Origin of the sequence: Kocuria oceani, from assembly GCF_029524215.1 — a bacterium.
GTDB lineage: Bacteria > Actinomycetota > Actinomycetes > Actinomycetales > Micrococcaceae > Kocuria > Kocuria oceani.
The window spans coordinates 1-17297 of record NZ_JARAMH010000028.1 but is presented as its reverse complement, the minus strand read 5'-3'; the positions used below and the strand labels follow the sequence as shown (position 1 = coordinate 17297).

The window sequence follows — 17297 nt, the reverse complement described above, 5'->3', positions numbered from 1 at the left end:
ACGGTGGCGGGCCGGATACCGGCTTCATCTCCCAGACAACACCGGATCAGGGTGTCTTTCAAGCTCCCGCACGGTGACGTCCCCCCGAATCGTGGGCCGCGCCCGCGTGTGACGGTCGGTCCCGGGTGTGGAAACATGGTGCCAACAGACACCCCGTACGCCTGGAACACCCTGCCGGCGCGATCCGCACGGCGGGCCGGTCCCCGGACGCCCCACCCCCGCGGGTGGCGCCCGGGAAGCGGAGCGGTCGGCGGGTATTTTGAGACTGTCGGAACGGCCCGGCCGCGCTCGCGCGTGCGCTCGCCCGGGTTCCGCCCGGCAACTCGACGAAGAGAGGTTCAACGTGCCTTCATCCAGCAACCACCACATCCTCAGTGGCTTGACCAACAACTTCAAGGACTCCGACACCGAGGAGACCCGGGAGTGGATCGAGTCCTTCGAGGGCCTGATCGAGACGCAGGGCACGGAACGGGCGCAGTACATCATGCGCGCCCTGCTCCAGCACGCCGGCGCCAAGAGCGTGGGCGTGCCGATGGTGACCACCACGGACTACGTCAACTCGATCCCCGTGGACCAGGAGCCGGACTTCCCCGGTGACGAGGAGGTCGAGCGGCGCTACCGCGCGTACCTCCGCTGGAACGCGGCCGTGATGGTGCACCGCGCCCAGCGCCCCGAGATCGGGGTGGGCGGGCACATCTCCTCCTACGCCGGTGTGGCGACCCTCTACGAGGTGGGGCTCAACCACTTCTTCCGCGGCCCCGAGCACCCCGGCGGCGGCGACCAGGTGTTCTGGCAGGGCCACTCGGCCCCGGGCAACTACGCGCGCGCCTACCTGGAGGGGCGGCTCACCGAGGAGCAGCTGGACGCGTTCCGCCAGGAGAAGACCAAGGCGCCCCACGGCCTGTCGTCCTACCCCCACCCGCGGTCCATGCCGGACTTCTGGCAGTTCCCCACCGTGTCCATGGGCATCGGCCCGCTCAACGCGATCTACCAGGCCCAGTTCAACCGCTACCTGGACAACCGCGGGATCAAGGACACCTCCGACCAGCACGTCTGGGCGTTCCTGGGCGACGGCGAGATGGACGAGGTGGAGAGCCGCGGCGCGCTGCAGCTGGCCGCCAACGACAAGCTGGACAACCTCACCTTCGTGGTCAACTGCAACCTGCAGCGCCTGGACGGGCCGGTGCGCGGCAACGGCAAGATCGTCCAGGAGCTGGAGGCCTTCTTCCGCGGCGCCGGCTGGAACGTCATCAAGGTCCTGTGGGGCCGGGAGTGGGACCAGCTGCTCGCCAAGGACCAGGACGGTGAGCTGGTCCGGATCATGAACGAGACCCTGGACGGCGACTACCAGACCTACAAGGCCGAGTCCGGCGGGTTCATCCGCGACCACTTCTTCGGCAAGTCCCCGGCCACCAAGGAGCTCGTCGCGGACATGAGCGACGACGAGATCTGGGAGCTCAAGCGCGGCGCGCACGACTACCACAAGGTCTACGCCGCCTACAAGGCCGCCATGGAGCACAAGGGCCAGCCGACCGTCATCCTGGCCCAGGGCGTCAAGGGCTACGGGCTGGGCAGCCACTTCGAGGCGCGCAACGCCACCCACCAGATGAAGAAGCTGACGCTGGAGGACCTCAAGGCCTTCCGCGACCACCTGCGCATCCCGGTCTCCGACGAGCAGATCGAGGAGGACCTCTACAACGCCCCGTACTACCACCCGGGCAAGGACTCCCCGGAGATCAAGTACCTGCTCGAGCGGCGCAAGGAGCTGGGCGGGTTCGTCCCCGACCGCCCGCACCAGCAGCAGGAGATCACGCTGCCCACCGACGCCGCCTACAAGTCGGCCAAGAAGGGCTCGGGCAAGCAGATGGCCGCCACGACCATGGCCTTCGTGCGCATCCTCAAGGACCTGCTGCGGGAGAAGGACTTCGGCCACCGGATCGTGCCGATCATCCCGGACGAGGCCCGCACCTTCGGGATGGACTCGTTCTTCCCCACGGCGAAGATCTACAACCCCAACGGGCAGAACTACCTCTCCGTGGACCGCGAGCTCATGCTCGCCTACAAGGAGTCCGTGCAGGGCGTCATCCTCCACCCGGGGATCAACGAGGCCGGGGCGAGCGCGGCGTTCACCGCCGCCGGAACCTCCTACGCCACCCACGGCGAGCCGATGATCCCGGTCTACATCTACTACTCGATGTTCGGCTTCCAGCGCACGGCCGACGAGTTCTGGGCGGCCGCCGACCAGCTGACCCGCGGCTTCCTCATCGGCGCGACCGCCGGGCGGACCACGCTCACGGGCGAGGGGCTCCAGCACGCGGACGGGCACTCCCCGATCCTGGCCTCGACCAACCCCGCGGTGGTCCACTACGACCCGGCCTACGGCTACGAGATCGCCCACATCGTCCGGCGCGGGATCGAGCACATGTACGGGAGCCGTGACGAGGACCACGACGTCATGTACTACCTGACGGTCTACAACGAGCCCTACCAGCAGCCGGCCGAGCCGGAGGACGTGGACGTCGAGGGGATCCTCAAGGGCATCTACCTGCTCAAGCCCGCCGAGAAGGACGGGCCCCGCACCCAGCTGCTCGCCTCCGGCGTGGCTGTGCCGTGGGCCCTGGACGCCCAGCGGATCCTCGCCGAGGACTGGGGCGTCTCCGCCGACGTGTGGTCGGTCACCTCGTGGGTCGAGCTGCGCCGTGACGGGCTCGCCGCGGAGAAGGAGTCGTTCCTCAACCCGGGCGAGGGGACCCGGACGCCGTTCGTGGCCCAGCAGCTCGCCGGGGCGACCGGGCCGATCGTCGCGTCCTCGGACTTCAGCTCGGACCTGCCGGACATGATCCGCCAGTTCGTGCCCAACGAGTTCGCGTCCCTCGGCACCGACGGGTTCGGCTTCGCCGACACGCGCCAGGGCGCCCGCCGCTTCTTCCACGTGGACTCGCACTCCATGGTGGTGCGCGCGCTCGAGATGCTCGCCAAGCGGGGCGAGGTCGACTGGCGCACCCCGGGCGAGGCGATCGAGAAGTACCGCCTGCACGACGTCAACGCCGGGACCTCGGGCAACGCCGGCGGCGACGCCTGAGCCGAGCCCACCGGCGCTCGACGGCGCCCCGGCCACCCGCTCGGGTGGCCGGGGCGCCGTCGTCGTCACGGTCGGGCGGGGGCGGGAGCGTGCTCTAAGCTCGGGGCATGGCAGGACAGGACGGGAACCCGACGGCGCGCTGGCTGCGCCCCTCGCGCAAGCGGCCCACCGACAAGTCCCGTCCCGTCACCCCGCCGCACCCCAAGACGCTCGAGAACCTCAAGGCGAACCTGGGGGCGATCTCCACGGTCGCCACCCGCCGTCTCGAGACGGACCTCGGCTGGTTCGAGGAGCTGCGCGCCGACGAGCGCTCCGAGCTGGGCCTGGTGGCCCAGCGCGGCATCTCCTCGTTCGTGCGCTGGTACGAGGACCCGGAGGAGCCCCTGTGGGTGCTCACCCAGGTCTTCCGCAGCGCCCCGACCGAGCTGACCCGCTCCATCTCGCTGCAGCACGCGCTGCAGCTGCTGCGGATCGTGGTCGACGTGGTCGAGGAGAAGGTTCCCGAGCTCGCCAAGCACCACGACGAGGCCGCGCTGCGCGAGGCCGTGCTGCGGTACTCGAGGGAGATCGCCTTCGCCGCCGCCGACGTCTACGCGCGGGCCGCCGAGAACCGGGGGTCCTGGGACGCCCGGCTGGAGTCCCTGGTCGTGGACGGGATCCTGCGGGGCGAGCACTCCGACTCCCTGCGCTCCCGTGTCGCGGCCCTGGGCTGGGCCTCGACCGGCCCGGTCACCGTGCTCACCGGCTCCGCACCGGAGGCCACCGGCCCCGCCACGGTCGCCCGGCTGCGGCGGCTCGCGGCCCGCCACGCGCAGGACTCCCTCGTCTCCATCCAGGGCGACCGGCTGGTGCTCATCCTCGGCGGTCTGGTGGACCGGGAGACCGCCCTGGAGAAGCTCACCGCCGCGTTCGGTCCCGGACCGGTCGCCTACGGCCCGGAGTCCCCCACCATCTTCGAGGCGGGCCGGTCCGCCCGGCTCGCCCACGCGGCCCTGTCCGTGGCGCCGGCCTGGCCGGCCGCGCCGCGCCCGGTGCACTCCGAGGACCTGTGGCCCGAGCGGGCCATGGCCGGGGACGAGGCGGCGCGCGCGGCGATGGTCGAGTCGGTCTACCGGCCGCTGACCCGATCGGCCACCGGGCTGGCGGAGACCCTCTCGGCCTACGTCTCCGTGGGCCACTCCCTGGAGGCCACCGCCCGGGAGCTGTTCGTGCACGCGAACACGGTCCGCTACCGGCTGCGCCGGATCTGCGACCTCACCGGCTGGGACCCCCTCGTCCCGCGGGACGCGTTCGTGCTGCACTGCGCCCTGCTCGCCGGGCGGCTGGCCGACTCCTGCGCGCCGCTCGACACCTCCGCCCCCGCCCCGGCACCGGTCTTGTAGCTTCCCTACAAACACCGCCGCGCGGGTTGGTGGCCTCCGCGCCCGCGCCGCGCGGCGCTTCCTTGCCAAGCTGTCAGGGTGATCGCGATCGTCTGCCCAGGACAGGGCTCCCAGAAACCCGGCTTCCTCACCGAGTGGCTCGCCCTCGACGGCGTGCGCCCCCACCTCGAGCGGCTGGGCGAGGCCGCCGGGCTGGACCTCGTGCACTACGGGACCGAGGCGGACGAGGAGACCATCAAGGACACCGCCGTGGCCCAGCCGCTCATCGTGGCCGCCGGGCTCGTGGCCGGCCGCCTGCTGGCCGACCGCATCGGCGCCGGGCGGGAGGACCTGGTCCTCGCTGGGCACTCCGTCGGGGAGATCACCGCCGCCGCCTTGGCCGGGGTCCTCACCGAGGAGGACGCCATGGCGTTCGTCCGGACCCGCGCCAACGCCATGGCGGAGGCCGCCGCGGCCCTGCCCACCGGCATGAGCGCCGTCCTGGGCGGGAAGGAGGACGAGGTCCGCGACGCGATCCGGGCGGCCGGGCTCACCGCCGCCAACGCCAACGGCGGCGGGCAGACCGTCGCCGCCGGCACCCTCGAGCAGCTCGCCGCCCTCGCCGAGCACCCGCCCGCCCGGGCCCGTGTCGTGCCCCTGAAGGTCGCCGGGGCGTTCCACACCGAGCACATGGCCCCCGCCCTCGGGCCCCTCCGCGAGCTCGTGGCGGACCTCTCCCCCGCCGACCCCGTGCACCCGCTGCTCTCCAACGCCGACGGCGCCCCCGTGGCCTCCGGCGCGGCGGCCCTCGACGCGCTCGTGGCCCAGGTATGCCGCCCGGTCCGCTGGGACCTGTGCACGCAGACGCTGCTGGAGCGCGGCGTCGAGCAGCTGATCGAGCTGCCGCCGGCAGGGACCCTGGTCGGCCTGGCCAAGCGCGCCATGAAGGGCGTGCCGGCCCTGGCCGTGAACTCCGCCGAGGACCTGGCGCAGGCCCGGAGTATCCTTGTCTGACGTCCGCCTGCGCACCCGGTGCGCAGCACGTCCCGAGGCCGGAGCAGCCGCCCCGCCCCGCCCAGCAGGCCCGACCGTCGCGCCCGGCCGCACGAAGGAGCAACGACCCCTGTGGTGACCCTGAAGCAGCAGCAGAACAACGCGCACTCCCGCATCCTCGGCCTCGGGGTCTACCGCCCGGACGTGGTCGTGACCAACGACGACGTGTGCCAGTGGATCGAGTCCTCCGACGAGTGGATCCAGCAGCGCACCGGCATCAGGACCCGGCACCGCGCCGCCGAGGAGGTGAGCGTGCTGGACATGTCCGAGCACGCCGCCCGCGAGGCGCTGGCCGCCGCCGGGATCGAGGCCTCGCAGCTGGGCGGGGTGATCGTCTCCACGATCTCCTTCCCCTACCTCACCCCCTCCGCGGCCGCGGCCCTCGCGGAGCGGCTGGGAGCCACTCCGGCGCCCGCCTTCGACATCTCCGCGGCCTGCGCCGGCTACTGCTACGGCATCGCCCAGGCCGACGCCCTGGTGCGCTCCGGGGCGGCGGACTACGTGCTGGTCATCGGTGTGGAGAAGCTCTCCGACGTCATCGACAACAGCGAGCGCTCCATCTCGTTCCTGCTCGGCGACGGCGCCGGCGCGGCGGTGGTCGGCCGTTCCGAGACCCCCGGCATCGGCCCGTCCGTGTGGGGCTCGGACGGCTCCAAGTGGGACGCCATCCGGATGACCCACCCGCTCACGGACGTCCGCGCCGTGGAGCAGGGCCGGGAGCGCACGCCCTCCCCCGACCTCCTCGATCCGGAGACCGGTGAGGTGCGCGGGGACGCGACCCTGTGGCCCACCCTGCGCCAGGACGGGCAGACGGTCTTCCGCTGGGCCTCGTGGGAGGTCGCCAAGCGGGCCCAGGAGGCCATGGACGTCGCCGGCGTGGGGCCCGAGGACCTCGGGGCCTTCATCCCGCACCAGGCGAACATGCGGATCATCGACCAGATGGCCAAGACGCTGAAGCTGCCGGACTCCGTGGTCATCGCCCGCGACATCGCCGACGCCGGCAACACCTCCGCCGCCTCCGTCCCGCTGGCCACGCACCGGCTGCTCGCCGAGCACCCGGAGCTGTCCGGCAAGCTGGCCCTGCAGATCGGCTTCGGCGCCGGCCTGGTCTACGGGGCGCAGGTCGTCGTCCTCCCCTGATCCCCGGCGGCACGTGCCCGGATCCCGGTCCGGGCACGTGTCGGATCCGGCGCGGGGCCTCTGCGACTCGTCGTAGGGTTGAACCGCACACCCGTTGTCCCCCGGCCCGGCCGCACGGCCTGACCGGGACAGATGCGCCCGGCACCCGACCGGGAGCGCCCGTCACCACCGGCTGCCCCGGCAGCCGCACAGAAAGGAAGCCACACTATGGCGAGCAAAGAGGAAATCCTGACCGGCCTGGCGGAGATCGTCAACGAGGAGACCGGTCTGGAGACCGAGGCGGTCCAGCTCGACAAGTCCTTCACCGAGGACCTGGACATCGACTCCATCTCGATGATGACCATCGTGGTCAACGCCGAGGAGAAGTTCGACGTGACCATCCCCGACGAGGAGGTCAAGAACCTCAAGACCGTCGAGGACGCCGTCAACTTCATCGACAACGCCCAGGCCTGACTCGGCCGGTCGTCAGCGGGACGCGGCGGGGCGCAGGAACCGCCGCGTCCCGCCGACCCGCCCCCGGGCGGGCCGCCCACCGCTTCATCCCAGGACACGAGGAAGTGCAGTCATGACCCGCAAAGTAGTCGTCACCGGTCTCGGTGCCACCACCCCGATCGGTGGCACCGTCCCCGAGCTGTGGCGCAGCGCCACCACCGGCGTCTCCGGTGTCCGCGCCATCGAGCACGACTGGGTGGACACCTACGATCTCGGCGTGCGGATCGCCGCGCCGGTCTCGACCCCCGCCGGCGAGGTGCTCTCCCGCGTCGAGGCCAAGCGCCTGGACCCCTCGGGGCAGCTGTCGGTCATCGCCGCCCGCGAGGCCTGGGCGGACGCCGGGTTCTCCGGCCCCAACGCCGAGGACTCCGCGGAGGTCGACCCCGACCGTTTCGCCGTCGCCTTCGGCACCGGCATCGGCGGGGTCTGGACCCTGCTCGACGCCTACGACACCCTGCAGAAGCGCGGGGCCCGCCGCGTCATGCCGCTGACCGTGCCGATGCTCATGCCCAACGGCAACGCCGCTGCCGTCGGCATGGACCTCAAGGCCCGCGCCGCCTCGATCACCCCCGTCTCGGCCTGCGCCTCCGGCACGGAGGCCTTCTACCAGGGCATGAACCTCATCCGCTCCGGGAAGGCCGACCTCGTGGTGGTCGGCGGGGCCGAGTCCGCGATCCACCCCGTGACCATCGCCGCGTTCTCCTCGATGCAGGCGCTGTCCAAGCGCAACGACGAGCCCGAGCGCGCGTCCCGGCCCTACGACACGGCCCGCGACGGCTTCGTGATGGGCGAGGGAGCCGGCGCCGTGGTGCTCGAGTCGGAGGAGCACGCCAAGGCCCGCGGCGCCCGCGTCTACGCGGAGCTGGCCGGAGCCGGGCTGACCTCCGACGCCTACCACATCACCGCGCCCGACGACGAGGGCCGCGGCGCGGCCCGCGCCCTCGACGAGGCCATGCAGACCGGCGGGTTCGCGCCGGGCGACGTCAAGCACGTCAACGCCCACGCCACCTCCACTCCCCGGGGCGACGCCCCCGAGGCCGGTGCCCTGCGGCGCGCCTTCGGCTCGGCCGTGGACGACATGTGCGTCTCCGCCACCAAGTCCATGACCGGGCACCTCCTGGGCGGCTCCGGTGCCGTGGAGGCCGTGCTGACCGTCCTCGCCGTGCACCACCGCACCGCCCCGTGCACCATCAACCTGGAGAACCAGGACCCGGAGATCGACCTCGACGTCGTCACGGACGCCCGGGACCTGCCGGGCGGGGACTTCGTCGCCGTGTCGAACTCCTTCGGCTTCGGCGGGCACAACGCCGTCGCCGCGTTCCGCACCGTCTGACCGGTCCGCCCGGCACACGCCACGAGGGTCGCCCCGCATCGCGGGGCGACCCTCGTGGCGTGTGCCGGCCCCTCGGAGGCGGAGCGGGACCTAGTGCGCTCAGCCGACCCGGTGCAGCCAGCGCACCGGAGCGCCCTCCGCGGCGTGCCGGAACGGCTCCAGCTCCTCGTCCCAGGCCTCGCCGAGGGCGAGCGAGAGCTCGTTGATCACGAGCAGCGGATTGCCGGCCGCGGTCTCGTAGGCGTAGCGGATCCGGTCCTCGGAGACCATGATGTTGCCGGCGGCGTCGGTGGTGGCGTGGAAGATCCCCAGGTCCGGGGTGAAGGACCAGCGCGCGCCGTCGTGGCCGCGGGAGGGGTTCTCCGTCACCTCGAACCGGAGCCGGCCCATCGTGCGCAGGGCGGAGGCCAGCAGCGCGCCGGTGCCGGCGGGGCCCGACCACTCCAGCTCGGCGCGCACGGTGCCCGGCTCGGCGTTCTGCTGGGTCCACTCCAGCTCCGTGCGCTGGCGCGCGACCGACTCCAGCGCCCACTGGATGTGCGGGCACAGCGCCTGTGGCGCGGAGTGCACGTAGAGCACTCCGCGCGTGGTGGGTGAAGACATGACCTGCTCCTCCGTCGTGTAGGTACGTCTTCCCCGACGCCCTGCACGGCAACGGCCCCACCCGCCGGGTCGCGGTGTGCGGGCCGCTCCCGGGCGATGCGATTGTGCGGCCGGCCCGTGCACCGCAGGGATTCGAGGCCCGCACGGCGTCCGGTCGGCCCGGTGCCGTACCCGCCGCCCCGGTCCGCGACCTGCCGGCCGGTCCGGAGCGGTGGATACACTACGCATCTCATTCAACTGCACGGTTTCCGGGGCCGTCAACCTGTGCGACGTCGCGCGGCCGTCGGCGCCGGCTCGCCCCGGACGCAGGCGCGGCCTCAGGCGCGCGGGTGGGCCTGGCGGTACACCGCTCCGAGCCGGTCCACGGAGACGTGCGTGTAGATCTGCGTGGTGGCCACGGAGGCGTGGCCCAGCAGCTCCTGCACGGTGCGCAGGTCAGCACCGCCGTCCACGAGGTGGGTGGCGGCGGAGTGGCGCAGCGCGTGGGGCCCGCGCGCCGCGGTGTCCGGGACCGTGCCGAGCTCGCGCTCCACGACCCGGCGGACCTGGCGGACGTCGATCCGCCCGCCCCGGGACCCGAGGAAGAGCGCCGGCCCGCTCCCGGCCGTGGCCAGCAGCGGCCTCCGGGCCAGCCAGATCTGCAGCGCCTCGTCGGCGGGGCGCCCGAAGGGCACGGTGCGCTGCTTGTCGCCCTTGCCGATCACGGTGAGCACCCGCCGGTTGCGGTCGAGGTCGTCGACGTCGGCGCCCGCGAGCTCGCTCACCCGGGCGCCCGTGGCGTAGAGCAGCTCCAGGAGCGCCCGGTCCCGCGCGCGCAGGGCGCCCTCGGGCCCGGCGGCGCCCGGGTCCGCGGCGCGCCCGGCGAGGTCGTCGAGCAGCGCCCGCATCCCGTCGGCGGGCACGACGTCCGGGAGGTGGCGCTGCCGCCGGGGGGCCACGAGCCGCAGGCTCGGGTCGGCGCCCACGAGACCGGTGGCGGCGGCCCAGCCGAAGAAGCCGCGGACCGAGGCCGTCCAGCGCGCCATCGAGGAGCGACCCGCGCCGCCTGCGTGCCGGGTGGCCAGCCACGCCCGCAGCATGTCCAGGTCCACGGCCGCGGGCGTGGCCACGGCGTAGCGCTGGTGCAGCCAGGCGAACAGCGCCCGCAGGTCCGAGGTGTAGGCGCCGACGGTGCGGGGACTGCGCGCCTTCTCGTGCCGCAGATGCTCCGCGTACCGCTCCAGGGCGCGGGTCACGGCCGTCGGCAGCGGGGCGGGAGCGGTGCTCATGGGGCGAGTCTAGCGACGGCGGCGCCAGCCCTCCTCCGACCCCTCGGCCAGCCCGCGCTCCTCGAGCCGGTGCAGTCCGCCGAGGACCTCGCGCGCGGACAGACCGGCGACCCGCACGAGGCGCTCCGGGCGGCTGCGGGCCGACAGCGGCAGGGCGTCCAGCAGCACGCGGTCGGGCTGGGAGAGCCCGTCGACCACCGCGGCCGGTCCCTCCGCGGCGTCGGCGGGGTCGGTGGCCGCCGCGGCGGCGCCCAGCGGCTGGAGCAGCTCGAGCACGTCGTCGACGTCGGTGACCAGCACGGCGCTGCCCTCCCGGACCAGGCGGTGGCACCCGGCGGAGGTCCCCGCGAGGACGCTGCCGGGGACGGCGCCCACGGGGCGGCTGAGGCCGTCCGCGTGGTGGGCGGTGTTCTGGGCGCCCGAGCGCCACCGCGCCTCGACGACCACGGTCCCCGCCGAGAGGGCGGCGATGATCCGGTTGCGTTGCAGAAAGCGGTAGCGGCTGGGCGTGCACCCCGGCGACGCCTCGCTCAGCAGCAGCCCAAAGGCCTCGACGCCGCGGAGCAGCTCGTCGTTGCCGGGCGGATAGAGCCTGTCGATGCCGCAGGCCATGACCGAGACCGTGGGCGGGGCGCCCGTGCCGGTGGCCAGGGCGGCGGTGTGGGCGGCCTGGTCGATGCCGTAGGCGCCGCCGGAGACCACGGTCCAGCCGCGCGAGGCCAGCGCACCGGCGAGGTCCAGGGCGATCCCGCGGCCGTAGCCGGAGCAGTCGCGGGAGCCGACCACGGCCACCGCACGGCGGGCGGGGAACCGGAGGAGCCCGCGCCGGCCCCGGCCCCACAGCCCGATCGGCTGGAACAGCCCCAGGTCCGCCAGCGCCTCCGGCCAGTCCGGGTCCTCCGGCACCGCGTACCACGCCCCGGCCCGGGCGGCCGTGGCGAGGTCCGCGGCGGGGTCCAGGCCGGCGGCGCGGCCGGCCCAGCGCTCCAGTGCGCGGCGCAGGTCGACCTGCCGGGGACCGTACCCGGCCTCCGCCGCGGCCCGGACGAGGGCGACGTGCTCGGCCGCGCGGATCGGGCGCCGGCCGGCGGCGATCTCCAGGGCCGCGACCGGTCCGAGGGTGGCCAGCAGCAGCATGGCGGTGGGGTCCGTGGGCTCCACGAGGCGGCAGAGCCCGGCGCGGGCCAGCCGCACGCCCTCACCGGCGGCGCGGGGAGCGGTCGGGGCGGGATGCATGGGCGGTCCTCTTCAGTGCGGTCGGGTCGGTGCCGCGGTCAGGCGGGCACGAGCGAGCGGAAGTACAGGGCGGTGTCCACGTCCTCCACCGCCGGCGCGCCGCGGCCGTCGAGGTCCGCGAGCGTCCAGGCGACGCGCAGCACCCGCTGGTGCCCCCGGGCCGTCAGCGCCCCCCGGTCCATCGCCCGCTCCAGCGGCGCGGTGACGGCCCGCGGCGGCCGCAGGGGCCCGTGCAGGAGAGCGGTGCCGAGCTCGGCGTTGGTGCGCAGGCCCAGCCGGCGGAGGCGTTCGGCCTGCGCGCCGCGGGCGGCGGCGACCCGGGCGGCCACGGCGGCCGTCGGCTCCGCACGGCCCGCCCCGGAGGCGAGCTCTCCGTAGGAGACCTTGGGCACGGTGATCTGCAGGTCCACGCGGTCCAGCAGCGGGCCGCTGAGCTTGCCGAAGTACGACCGGCGCACCCGGGGGGTGCAGGTGCAGTCCGCCCCGCGGCCTCCGGACTGTCCGCACGGGCAGGGTTTCGCGGCGAGCACCAGCTGGAACCGGGCCGGGTACACCGCCGAGGCCACCGCCCGGTCGATCGTCACCCGCCCGCTCTCCAGGGGCTGGCGCAGGGCGTCGATCACGCCGCGGTCGAACTCCGGCGCCTCGTCGAGGAACAGCACCCCGCGGTGGGCGCGAGAGGCGGCACCGGGCCGCGGGATCCCCGTCCCGCCCCCGCACAGGGCCGCCGAGGACACCGTGTGGTGCGGCGCCTCGAAGGGCGGGCGCCGGATCAGCGCGGTCCGCCGCTGCGCAGGGCCGCCGAGGGAGTGGATCGCGGTCACCTCCATGGCGGCGTCGTCCTCGAGGTCGGGCAGCAGCCCGGGCAGGCGCTCGGCCAGCATCGTCTTGCCGGAACCGGGCGGGCCGACCATGAGCAGGTGGTGCCCGCCCGCGGCGGCGATCTCCAGGGCCAGCCGGCCGTCCTCCTGACCGGCGACGTCGACCAGGTCGGGGCTCGTGGCCGCCCCGTCCGGTACCGCTCCGCCGGGTCCCGGGTCCCCCTGCTCGGTCGTGGACGGGGCGACGGCGGAGGGGGCGGCCGGTGCGGGGCGGTGCAGCCCTCGCGGATCGGCGCCGGCGGCGGCGAGCACCTCGGCGAGGCAACCGTAGCCCGCCACCCGGGCACCGGGGACCAGGGCGGCCTCGGCGGCGTTGGCCTCGCAGACGACGATCCGCTCGTGCCCGGCCCGCACCGCCGCCATGACCGCCGGCAGGATCCCGCGCACCGGTCGCAGCGCCCCGTCGAGGCCGAGCTCGGCCAGGAAGACGGTGCGGCCGGTCGCCGGCACGGATCCGGCGGCCTGCAGGGCGCTCAGCACGATGGCGAGGTCGAACCGTGGATACTGACAGCTATGGAAGAGACACGCCCGCGGGCCGCAATTTACGTCCGCATCAGCAACGACAAGGCTGGCGCCGGCCTCGGCGTCCAACGGCAGGAAGCCGACTGCCGCGCCGTCGCCGCCCGCCTCGGGTGGGCCGTCGCCGAGGTCATCGACGACAACGACCTGTCCGCCTACGACCGCCGCAAGGGCCGCCCCGGGTACAAACGCCTCCTCGCCGGGTTGCGGTCCGGCGAGTTCACCGCCGTGATTGCATGGCACGCCGACCGCCTACACCGCCGCACCGCCGAGCTCGAGCAGTTCCTAGACCTGATTGAGTCCACCGGCGCCAAGGTCGCCACCGTGCAGGGCGGCGACCTCGACCTATCCAGCCCCGACGGCCGCATGACCGCGAAGCTGCTGGCCACCATCGCCCAACGCGAGATCGAGCACGGCCGGGAACGCATGATCCGCGCCAAGGCCCAAGCCGCCGCCTCCGGGCAGTGGCGCGGTGGCCGCCGCCCGTACGGGTACGAGGACGACGGGGTCACGATCCGCGAGGAGGAGGCCGCGACGATCCGCTACGCCGCCGCCCAGGTCCTCGCGGGGCGATCCATGCGCGCGCTGACGGCCGAGGTCAACGCCGCCGGGGCGCGCACCACGACCGGCAAGCCGTTCACCGGCACCACGCTCCGCGTCGTCCTCCTCCGCGCCCGCAACGCCGCGATGATCGAGCACAAGGGCGAAGTCATCGGCGCCGCCGCGTGGCCACCGATCCTTGACGAGGACACCTGGCGTGCCGTCGTCGGCATCCTCACCGACCCCGCCCGGATCACGAACACCGGCGACGGGTCCCCGAACCTCCTGACCGGCGTGGCGACGTGCGGCGTCTGCGGGTTGGCGTGCCAGGCCGGAAAGTCCCGGGAGCTGACCGTCTACCGGTGCCCCCAGGACGGCCGCCACGTCGCCCGCAGCCGCGACCTCACCGACGAGCTCGTCCGGGACGTCATCGTCGAGTTGCTACGGAGGCCAGAGGCCCTGCGCCGCGCCCTATCCCCCGCCGACGGCGTGGACCTCGACGGCACCCGGGCCGAGGTCGCCGCGCTGACCGCCCGCCTAGACCAGCTAGGCCTCGACTACGCCGACGGCATGTTGACCGCCGCCCAGGTCCGCACCGCGACCGAGCGCCTACAGTCCCGCCTCGACGACGCCCGCGACCGGCTGGCCACCGCCGCCGCGTCCACCGGGTTCGAGGACCTCGCCGCAGCCCCGGACCCCGGCCAGATGTTCCTCGACGCCCCCGTCGACCGTCAGCGCGCTATCGTCCGCGCCCTGGCCGACGTCGTGATCCTCCCCAGCCCCCGCGGCCGCCCGGCCGGGTGGAAGCCGGGACAGCCCTACTTCCGCCCCGAGACGATCCGCATCACCCCGAAGGCGTAGCCGCCGCTGTCACCCCGCCACACCCTGTGTTAATCTGACGCCACGAGTAGCCGCCGGGTCCATCGTGAGGGACACCAACCGGCGGGGAACGTAGATCCACCAAGAGTCCAGAGGCACACAAGCGCATCGCCGTCCGCCCCAGAGGAATTCACGACCGAGGGCACATGTGACGGGAGCCGCGCAGGTATCAACACACCTGCGAGGTATCCACCATGCGCGACACCGCGCCCGAAGAATTCTGGACCATCCGGCAAGCCGCCGAGCACCTGTCATGCCACCGCCGCACCATCGAACGGCGCGTCCTTGACGGCACCCTGACCCGCTACGGCCTCGGGCGGAACATCCGTCTCGACGCCGAAGAGGTCCGCGCCCTCCTCACCCCCACCGGGGGTGCCCGATGACCGCCACCGGCACGAGCACCACACCCACCACGCCGCGGGGCCGGTTCGCCGACCACGCCGCCACCGTCGCCGCCGCGTGGCCCCCGATGACCGACGAGCAGCTGCAGCGCGTCGCCGCCCTCCTCGCCCCCAGCACCCCGGCGGGAGGCGACCACCGATGACGAGCACGAGCAACGCCCCCCAGGCCGAGAACCTGGAGGGCGTCGAGATCAATCACGCGGGCCGCAACGATCACCACCAGGATACGACGCAGCACGCGTTCGGGTCCGCCCCCGTCGAGGAGTTCCTCGACGCCCTGACCGCCGCCGGCCACCCCGTCCTCACGTTCGGCGACCGGTTCCCCGCGTGGAAGGGCGTCACCGGCACCGACGGGAACCGGGCAGCGATCACCCACCACCGCGAGGCCCCCGGCGCGCACCTGGCCGCCGTCATGGCCCCGGGCGCGTTCGCCGTCCTCGACGTCGACCCCCGCAACGGCGGAGACGCCCCAGCCCTACGCGACGCGCTCGCCGCCGCCGGCGTCCCCATCTACGCCGAGGTCCACACCGGAGGAGCCGGGACGCACTACTACGTCCCCTCCCCCGCCCGGCCGACCGGCGACAAGATCGACGGCCTCACCGAACACCCCGGCGTCGACGTCAAGACGACCGGCCTCGTGTTCCTGCCCGGCACCATGCGGACCAAGGCCGAGCACCGCGACGAGGTCACCGGCCGCCCCCGCCCCTACCGGCTCGCGTGGTCCCGGCTGGTCGAGGGCACTGGAGACGCCGACGGCGCCGAGCGGTTCGCCGACTGGCTCGACACCCACCGCCCGCAGCGCGCCGCCCCGGCGGCCACCACCGCAGCCACGCCCACGCTCCCCACCCCCGGCGCGCAGCCGGAGGAGGACGGCACGCGCAGACGCCTACGCGGGTCCCTGGCCGCCACCGCTACCCGGCTCGCCCGCGAGACCACCGGCGGCCGGAACCAGGCCCTCAACGACGCCGCCCTGTGGTTCGGACACGCAGCCGACCACGGCCTCACCCGCGCAGAGGTCCACGACGCCCTGCGCGCCGCGTGCCAACAGAACGGCGTCCTCGACGACGACGGCCCGGCCACGTTCGAAGCGACGTTCGCGAGCGGGTGGGACACCGGCACCGCCGACCCGTGGCCGCTCGAGCGGATCCTGCCCGACCGCGGCGGCCAGCCCAGCGCCGGCGACCTCCGGGACGTGTTCACCCCCGGGACCACCGCGAGCGCCACGACGGCCGCGAGCTCCATCACGGCCCCGGCCGGCACACCCGCGACGGCCGATCTGCACGAGGGCGAGACCCGCATGGCCTACCGGCTGGCCACCGCCTACCAGGACCGCCTCATGCACGTCCACGGGTTCGGCTGGTTCGCGTGGGACGGCCGCCGATGGGAGGAAGACAAGGTCGGCCACGCCCGCCGCGCGTTGATCGACGTCCTCGCCCAGGACCTACGCGCCGCCCTCGAGGACCGCGACCGCGACCGCGTGAACGCCCTCCGCAAGATCGAGAGGGACGCAGCACAACGCGGCGTCCTGAAGATCGCCGAGGACCTACCCGCGTTCGCCCGCACGATCGACGACCTCGACGCCGACCCGTGGCTGTTGAACACCGCCAACGGCACCCTCGACCTCCGCACCATGGCCCTACGGCCACACGACCCCGCCGACCGGATCACGAAGGTCACCCGCGGCGCCTACCGACCCGAGGACCTCGACGGGTCCCGGTGGGCCAGGTTCCTGAGCAGCACCCTCCCCGACAGCGACGTCCGCGCATTCCTAGCCCGATACGTCGGCCAGGCCCTCACCGGCCGCGTCCTCGAGCACAAGCTAGCGATCCTGACCGGCACCGGCCGCAACGGCAAGGGCACGTTCTACGGCGCCCTCGGGTTCGCCCTAGGCGAGTACGCGACCGTCGTCGAGCCGGACCTCCTGTTGCACCGCGACGGCGCCCACCCGACCGGCGAAATGGACCTCCGCGGCGTCCGGTGGGCAGTCGTGTCCGAGACCGACGAGGGCCGCAAGCTGGCCATGTCCACCGTCAAGCGCCTCACCGGCGGCGACCGGATCCGCGCCCGCCGCATGCGACAGGACTTCGTCGAGTTCAACGCGTCGCACACGTTGGCGCTGATCACCAACCACCTGCCCCGCGTCGACGGAGACGACCCCGCGATCTGGGCGCGACTGCGCGTGATCCCGTTCGACCAGAAGTTCGACACCGGCGGCCGCCGCCCCGTGAAGGACCTCCCCGAGCAGCTAGAGGCCGACGCCGACGCCGTCCTGTCGTGGACCGTCGCCGGGTGGGAGGACTACCGGCACCGGGACGGCCTCGACGAGCCCGCCGCCATCGTCGCCGCGACCGAGAACTACCACGCCGGCGCCGACCACGTCGGCCGGTTCCTAGATGTAAGAGGGCATGACGTTACTAGCACGGGCCGGGACGCGTGAGGCCGGGGGCTGATCGCCACAGGCGGTATGGGGCCGATGGTAATTGAAGTGGTTCACCCATACCCCTATCGC

13 protein-coding genes and 2 pseudogenes are annotated in these 17297 nt (G+C 73.8%); 10 read left to right on the top strand and 5 right to left on the bottom strand.

Translation table 11 applies throughout. The features are described 5' to 3' along the window. Nucleotides 1–343 precede the first annotated feature (343 nt). From aceE to PU704_RS18505, 6 genes are all read left to right on the top strand, one after another. A complete protein-coding gene (gene aceE / locus PU704_RS18530) occupies nucleotides 344–3082 on the top strand; it encodes a pyruvate dehydrogenase (acetyl-transferring), homodimeric type (protein WP_277552448.1) in 2739 nt (912 codons plus the stop codon). Between the two features lie 107 nt (nucleotides 3083–3189). Further along, entirely contained in the window at nucleotides 3190–4464 is a 1275-nt protein-coding gene (locus tag PU704_RS18525; RefSeq protein ID WP_075871660.1) for a PucR family transcriptional regulator, read from the top strand. A gap of 78 nt (nucleotides 4465–4542) precedes the next feature. Continuing rightward, the gene (locus PU704_RS18520; RefSeq protein WP_047805223.1) at nucleotides 4543–5457 is read left to right on the top strand and encodes an ACP S-malonyltransferase; all 915 of its coding nucleotides are present in this window, start codon (nucleotides 4543–4545) and stop codon (nucleotides 5455–5457) included. A gap of 111 nt (nucleotides 5458–5568) precedes the next feature. After that, nucleotides 5569–6636 carry a beta-ketoacyl-ACP synthase III gene (locus PU704_RS18515; protein WP_277552445.1) on the top strand — a complete coding sequence of 356 codons (1068 nt, stop codon included), beginning with the start codon at nucleotides 5569–5571 and terminating at the stop codon, nucleotides 6634–6636. A gap of 207 nt (nucleotides 6637–6843) precedes the next feature. Next, nucleotides 6844–7089: an acyl carrier protein gene (locus tag PU704_RS18510; RefSeq protein ID WP_017833742.1), complete on the top strand. Its 246-nt coding sequence runs from the start codon at nucleotides 6844–6846 to the stop codon at nucleotides 7087–7089. Nucleotides 7090–7201: 112 nt separating this feature from the next. After that, a complete protein-coding gene (locus tag PU704_RS18505; protein ID WP_277552436.1) occupies nucleotides 7202–8461 on the top strand; it encodes a beta-ketoacyl-[acyl-carrier-protein] synthase family protein in 1260 nt (419 codons plus the stop codon). Between the two features lie 99 nt (nucleotides 8462–8560). On the opposite strand, the gene PU704_RS18500 is transcribed toward PU704_RS18505, so the two are convergent. The 4 genes and pseudogenes from PU704_RS18500 to PU704_RS18485 all read right to left on the bottom strand — a co-directional run. Next, nucleotides 8561–9064 carry a DUF3145 domain-containing protein gene (locus PU704_RS18500; protein WP_047805220.1) on the bottom strand — a complete coding sequence of 168 codons (504 nt, stop codon included), beginning with the start codon at nucleotides 9062–9064 and terminating at the stop codon, nucleotides 8561–8563. A 317-nt stretch (nucleotides 9065–9381) separates the two neighbouring features. Then, on the bottom strand, nucleotides 9382–10332 hold the full coding sequence (locus tag PU704_RS18495; protein WP_277552433.1) for a tyrosine-type recombinase/integrase: 951 nt from the start codon (nucleotides 10330–10332) through the stop codon (nucleotides 9382–9384). Between the two features lie 9 nt (nucleotides 10333–10341). Next, a complete protein-coding gene (locus tag PU704_RS18490; protein ID WP_277552431.1) occupies nucleotides 10342–11568 on the bottom strand; it encodes a DNA-processing protein DprA in 1227 nt (408 codons plus the stop codon). Nucleotides 11569–11606: 38 nt separating this feature from the next. After that, nucleotides 11607–12944, bottom strand: a pseudogene (locus PU704_RS18485) (YifB family Mg chelatase-like AAA ATPase); the annotation flags it as partial. An 18-nt stretch (nucleotides 12945–12962) separates the two neighbouring features. Here PU704_RS18485 and PU704_RS18480 point away from each other — a divergent pair. The 4 genes from PU704_RS18480 (at nucleotide 12963) to PU704_RS18465 (ending at nucleotide 17225) form a co-directional block, all read left to right on the top strand. Next, the gene (locus PU704_RS18480) at nucleotides 12963–14369 is read left to right on the top strand and encodes a recombinase family protein (RefSeq protein ID WP_277552429.1); all 1407 of its coding nucleotides are present in this window, start codon (nucleotides 12963–12965) and stop codon (nucleotides 14367–14369) included. A 212-nt stretch (nucleotides 14370–14581) separates the two neighbouring features. Continuing rightward, nucleotides 14582–14770 (top strand): excisionase family DNA-binding protein, encoded by a 189-nt coding sequence (locus PU704_RS18475; protein ID WP_277552427.1) that lies wholly within the window; start codon nucleotides 14582–14584, stop codon nucleotides 14768–14770. Next, complete coding sequence (locus PU704_RS18470; protein WP_277552425.1) at nucleotides 14767–14931, top strand: hypothetical protein; 165 nt, start codon at nucleotides 14767–14769, stop codon at nucleotides 14929–14931. The genes PU704_RS18475 and PU704_RS18470 overlap by 4 nt, the downstream gene beginning before the upstream one ends. Then, entirely contained in the window at nucleotides 14928–17225 is a 2298-nt protein-coding gene (locus PU704_RS18465) for a phage/plasmid primase, P4 family (RefSeq protein WP_277552423.1), read from the top strand. Before PU704_RS18470 ends, PU704_RS18465 begins: the two co-directional genes overlap by 4 nt. Here PU704_RS18465 and PU704_RS18460 read toward each other — a convergent pair. After that, nucleotides 17178–17297 (bottom strand): annotated as a pseudogene (locus tag PU704_RS18460) (IS481 family transposase); the annotation flags it as partial. The gene PU704_RS18465 and the pseudogene PU704_RS18460 overlap by 48 nt on opposite strands.

Excerpts from the sequence above, each read along its gene's own strand:
- PU704_RS18480 (WP_277552429.1), top strand. The coding sequence starts at position 12,963 with ATGGAAGAGACACGCCCGCGGGCCGCAATTTACGTCCGCATCAGCAAC.
- PU704_RS18490 (WP_277552431.1), bottom strand. The coding sequence starts at position 11,568 with ATGCATCCCGCCCCGACCGCTCCCCGCGCCGCCGGTGAGGGCGTGCGG.
- PU704_RS18525 (WP_075871660.1), top strand. The coding sequence starts at position 3,190 with ATGGCAGGACAGGACGGGAACCCGACGGCGCGCTGGCTGCGCCCCTCG.
- PU704_RS18470 (WP_277552425.1), top strand. The coding sequence starts at position 14,767 with ATGACCGCCACCGGCACGAGCACCACACCCACCACGCCGCGGGGCCGG.
- PU704_RS18500 (WP_047805220.1), bottom strand. The coding sequence starts at position 9,064 with ATGTCTTCACCCACCACGCGCGGAGTGCTCTACGTGCACTCCGCGCCA.
- PU704_RS18465 (WP_277552423.1), top strand. The coding sequence starts at position 14,928 with ATGACGAGCACGAGCAACGCCCCCCAGGCCGAGAACCTGGAGGGCGTC.
- PU704_RS18510 (WP_017833742.1), top strand. The coding sequence starts at position 6,844 with ATGGCGAGCAAAGAGGAAATCCTGACCGGCCTGGCGGAGATCGTCAAC.
- PU704_RS18495 (WP_277552433.1), bottom strand. The coding sequence starts at position 10,332 with ATGAGCACCGCTCCCGCCCCGCTGCCGACGGCCGTGACCCGCGCCCTG.
- PU704_RS18475 (WP_277552427.1), top strand. The coding sequence starts at position 14,582 with ATGCGCGACACCGCGCCCGAAGAATTCTGGACCATCCGGCAAGCCGCC.
- PU704_RS18505 (WP_277552436.1), top strand. The coding sequence starts at position 7,202 with ATGACCCGCAAAGTAGTCGTCACCGGTCTCGGTGCCACCACCCCGATC.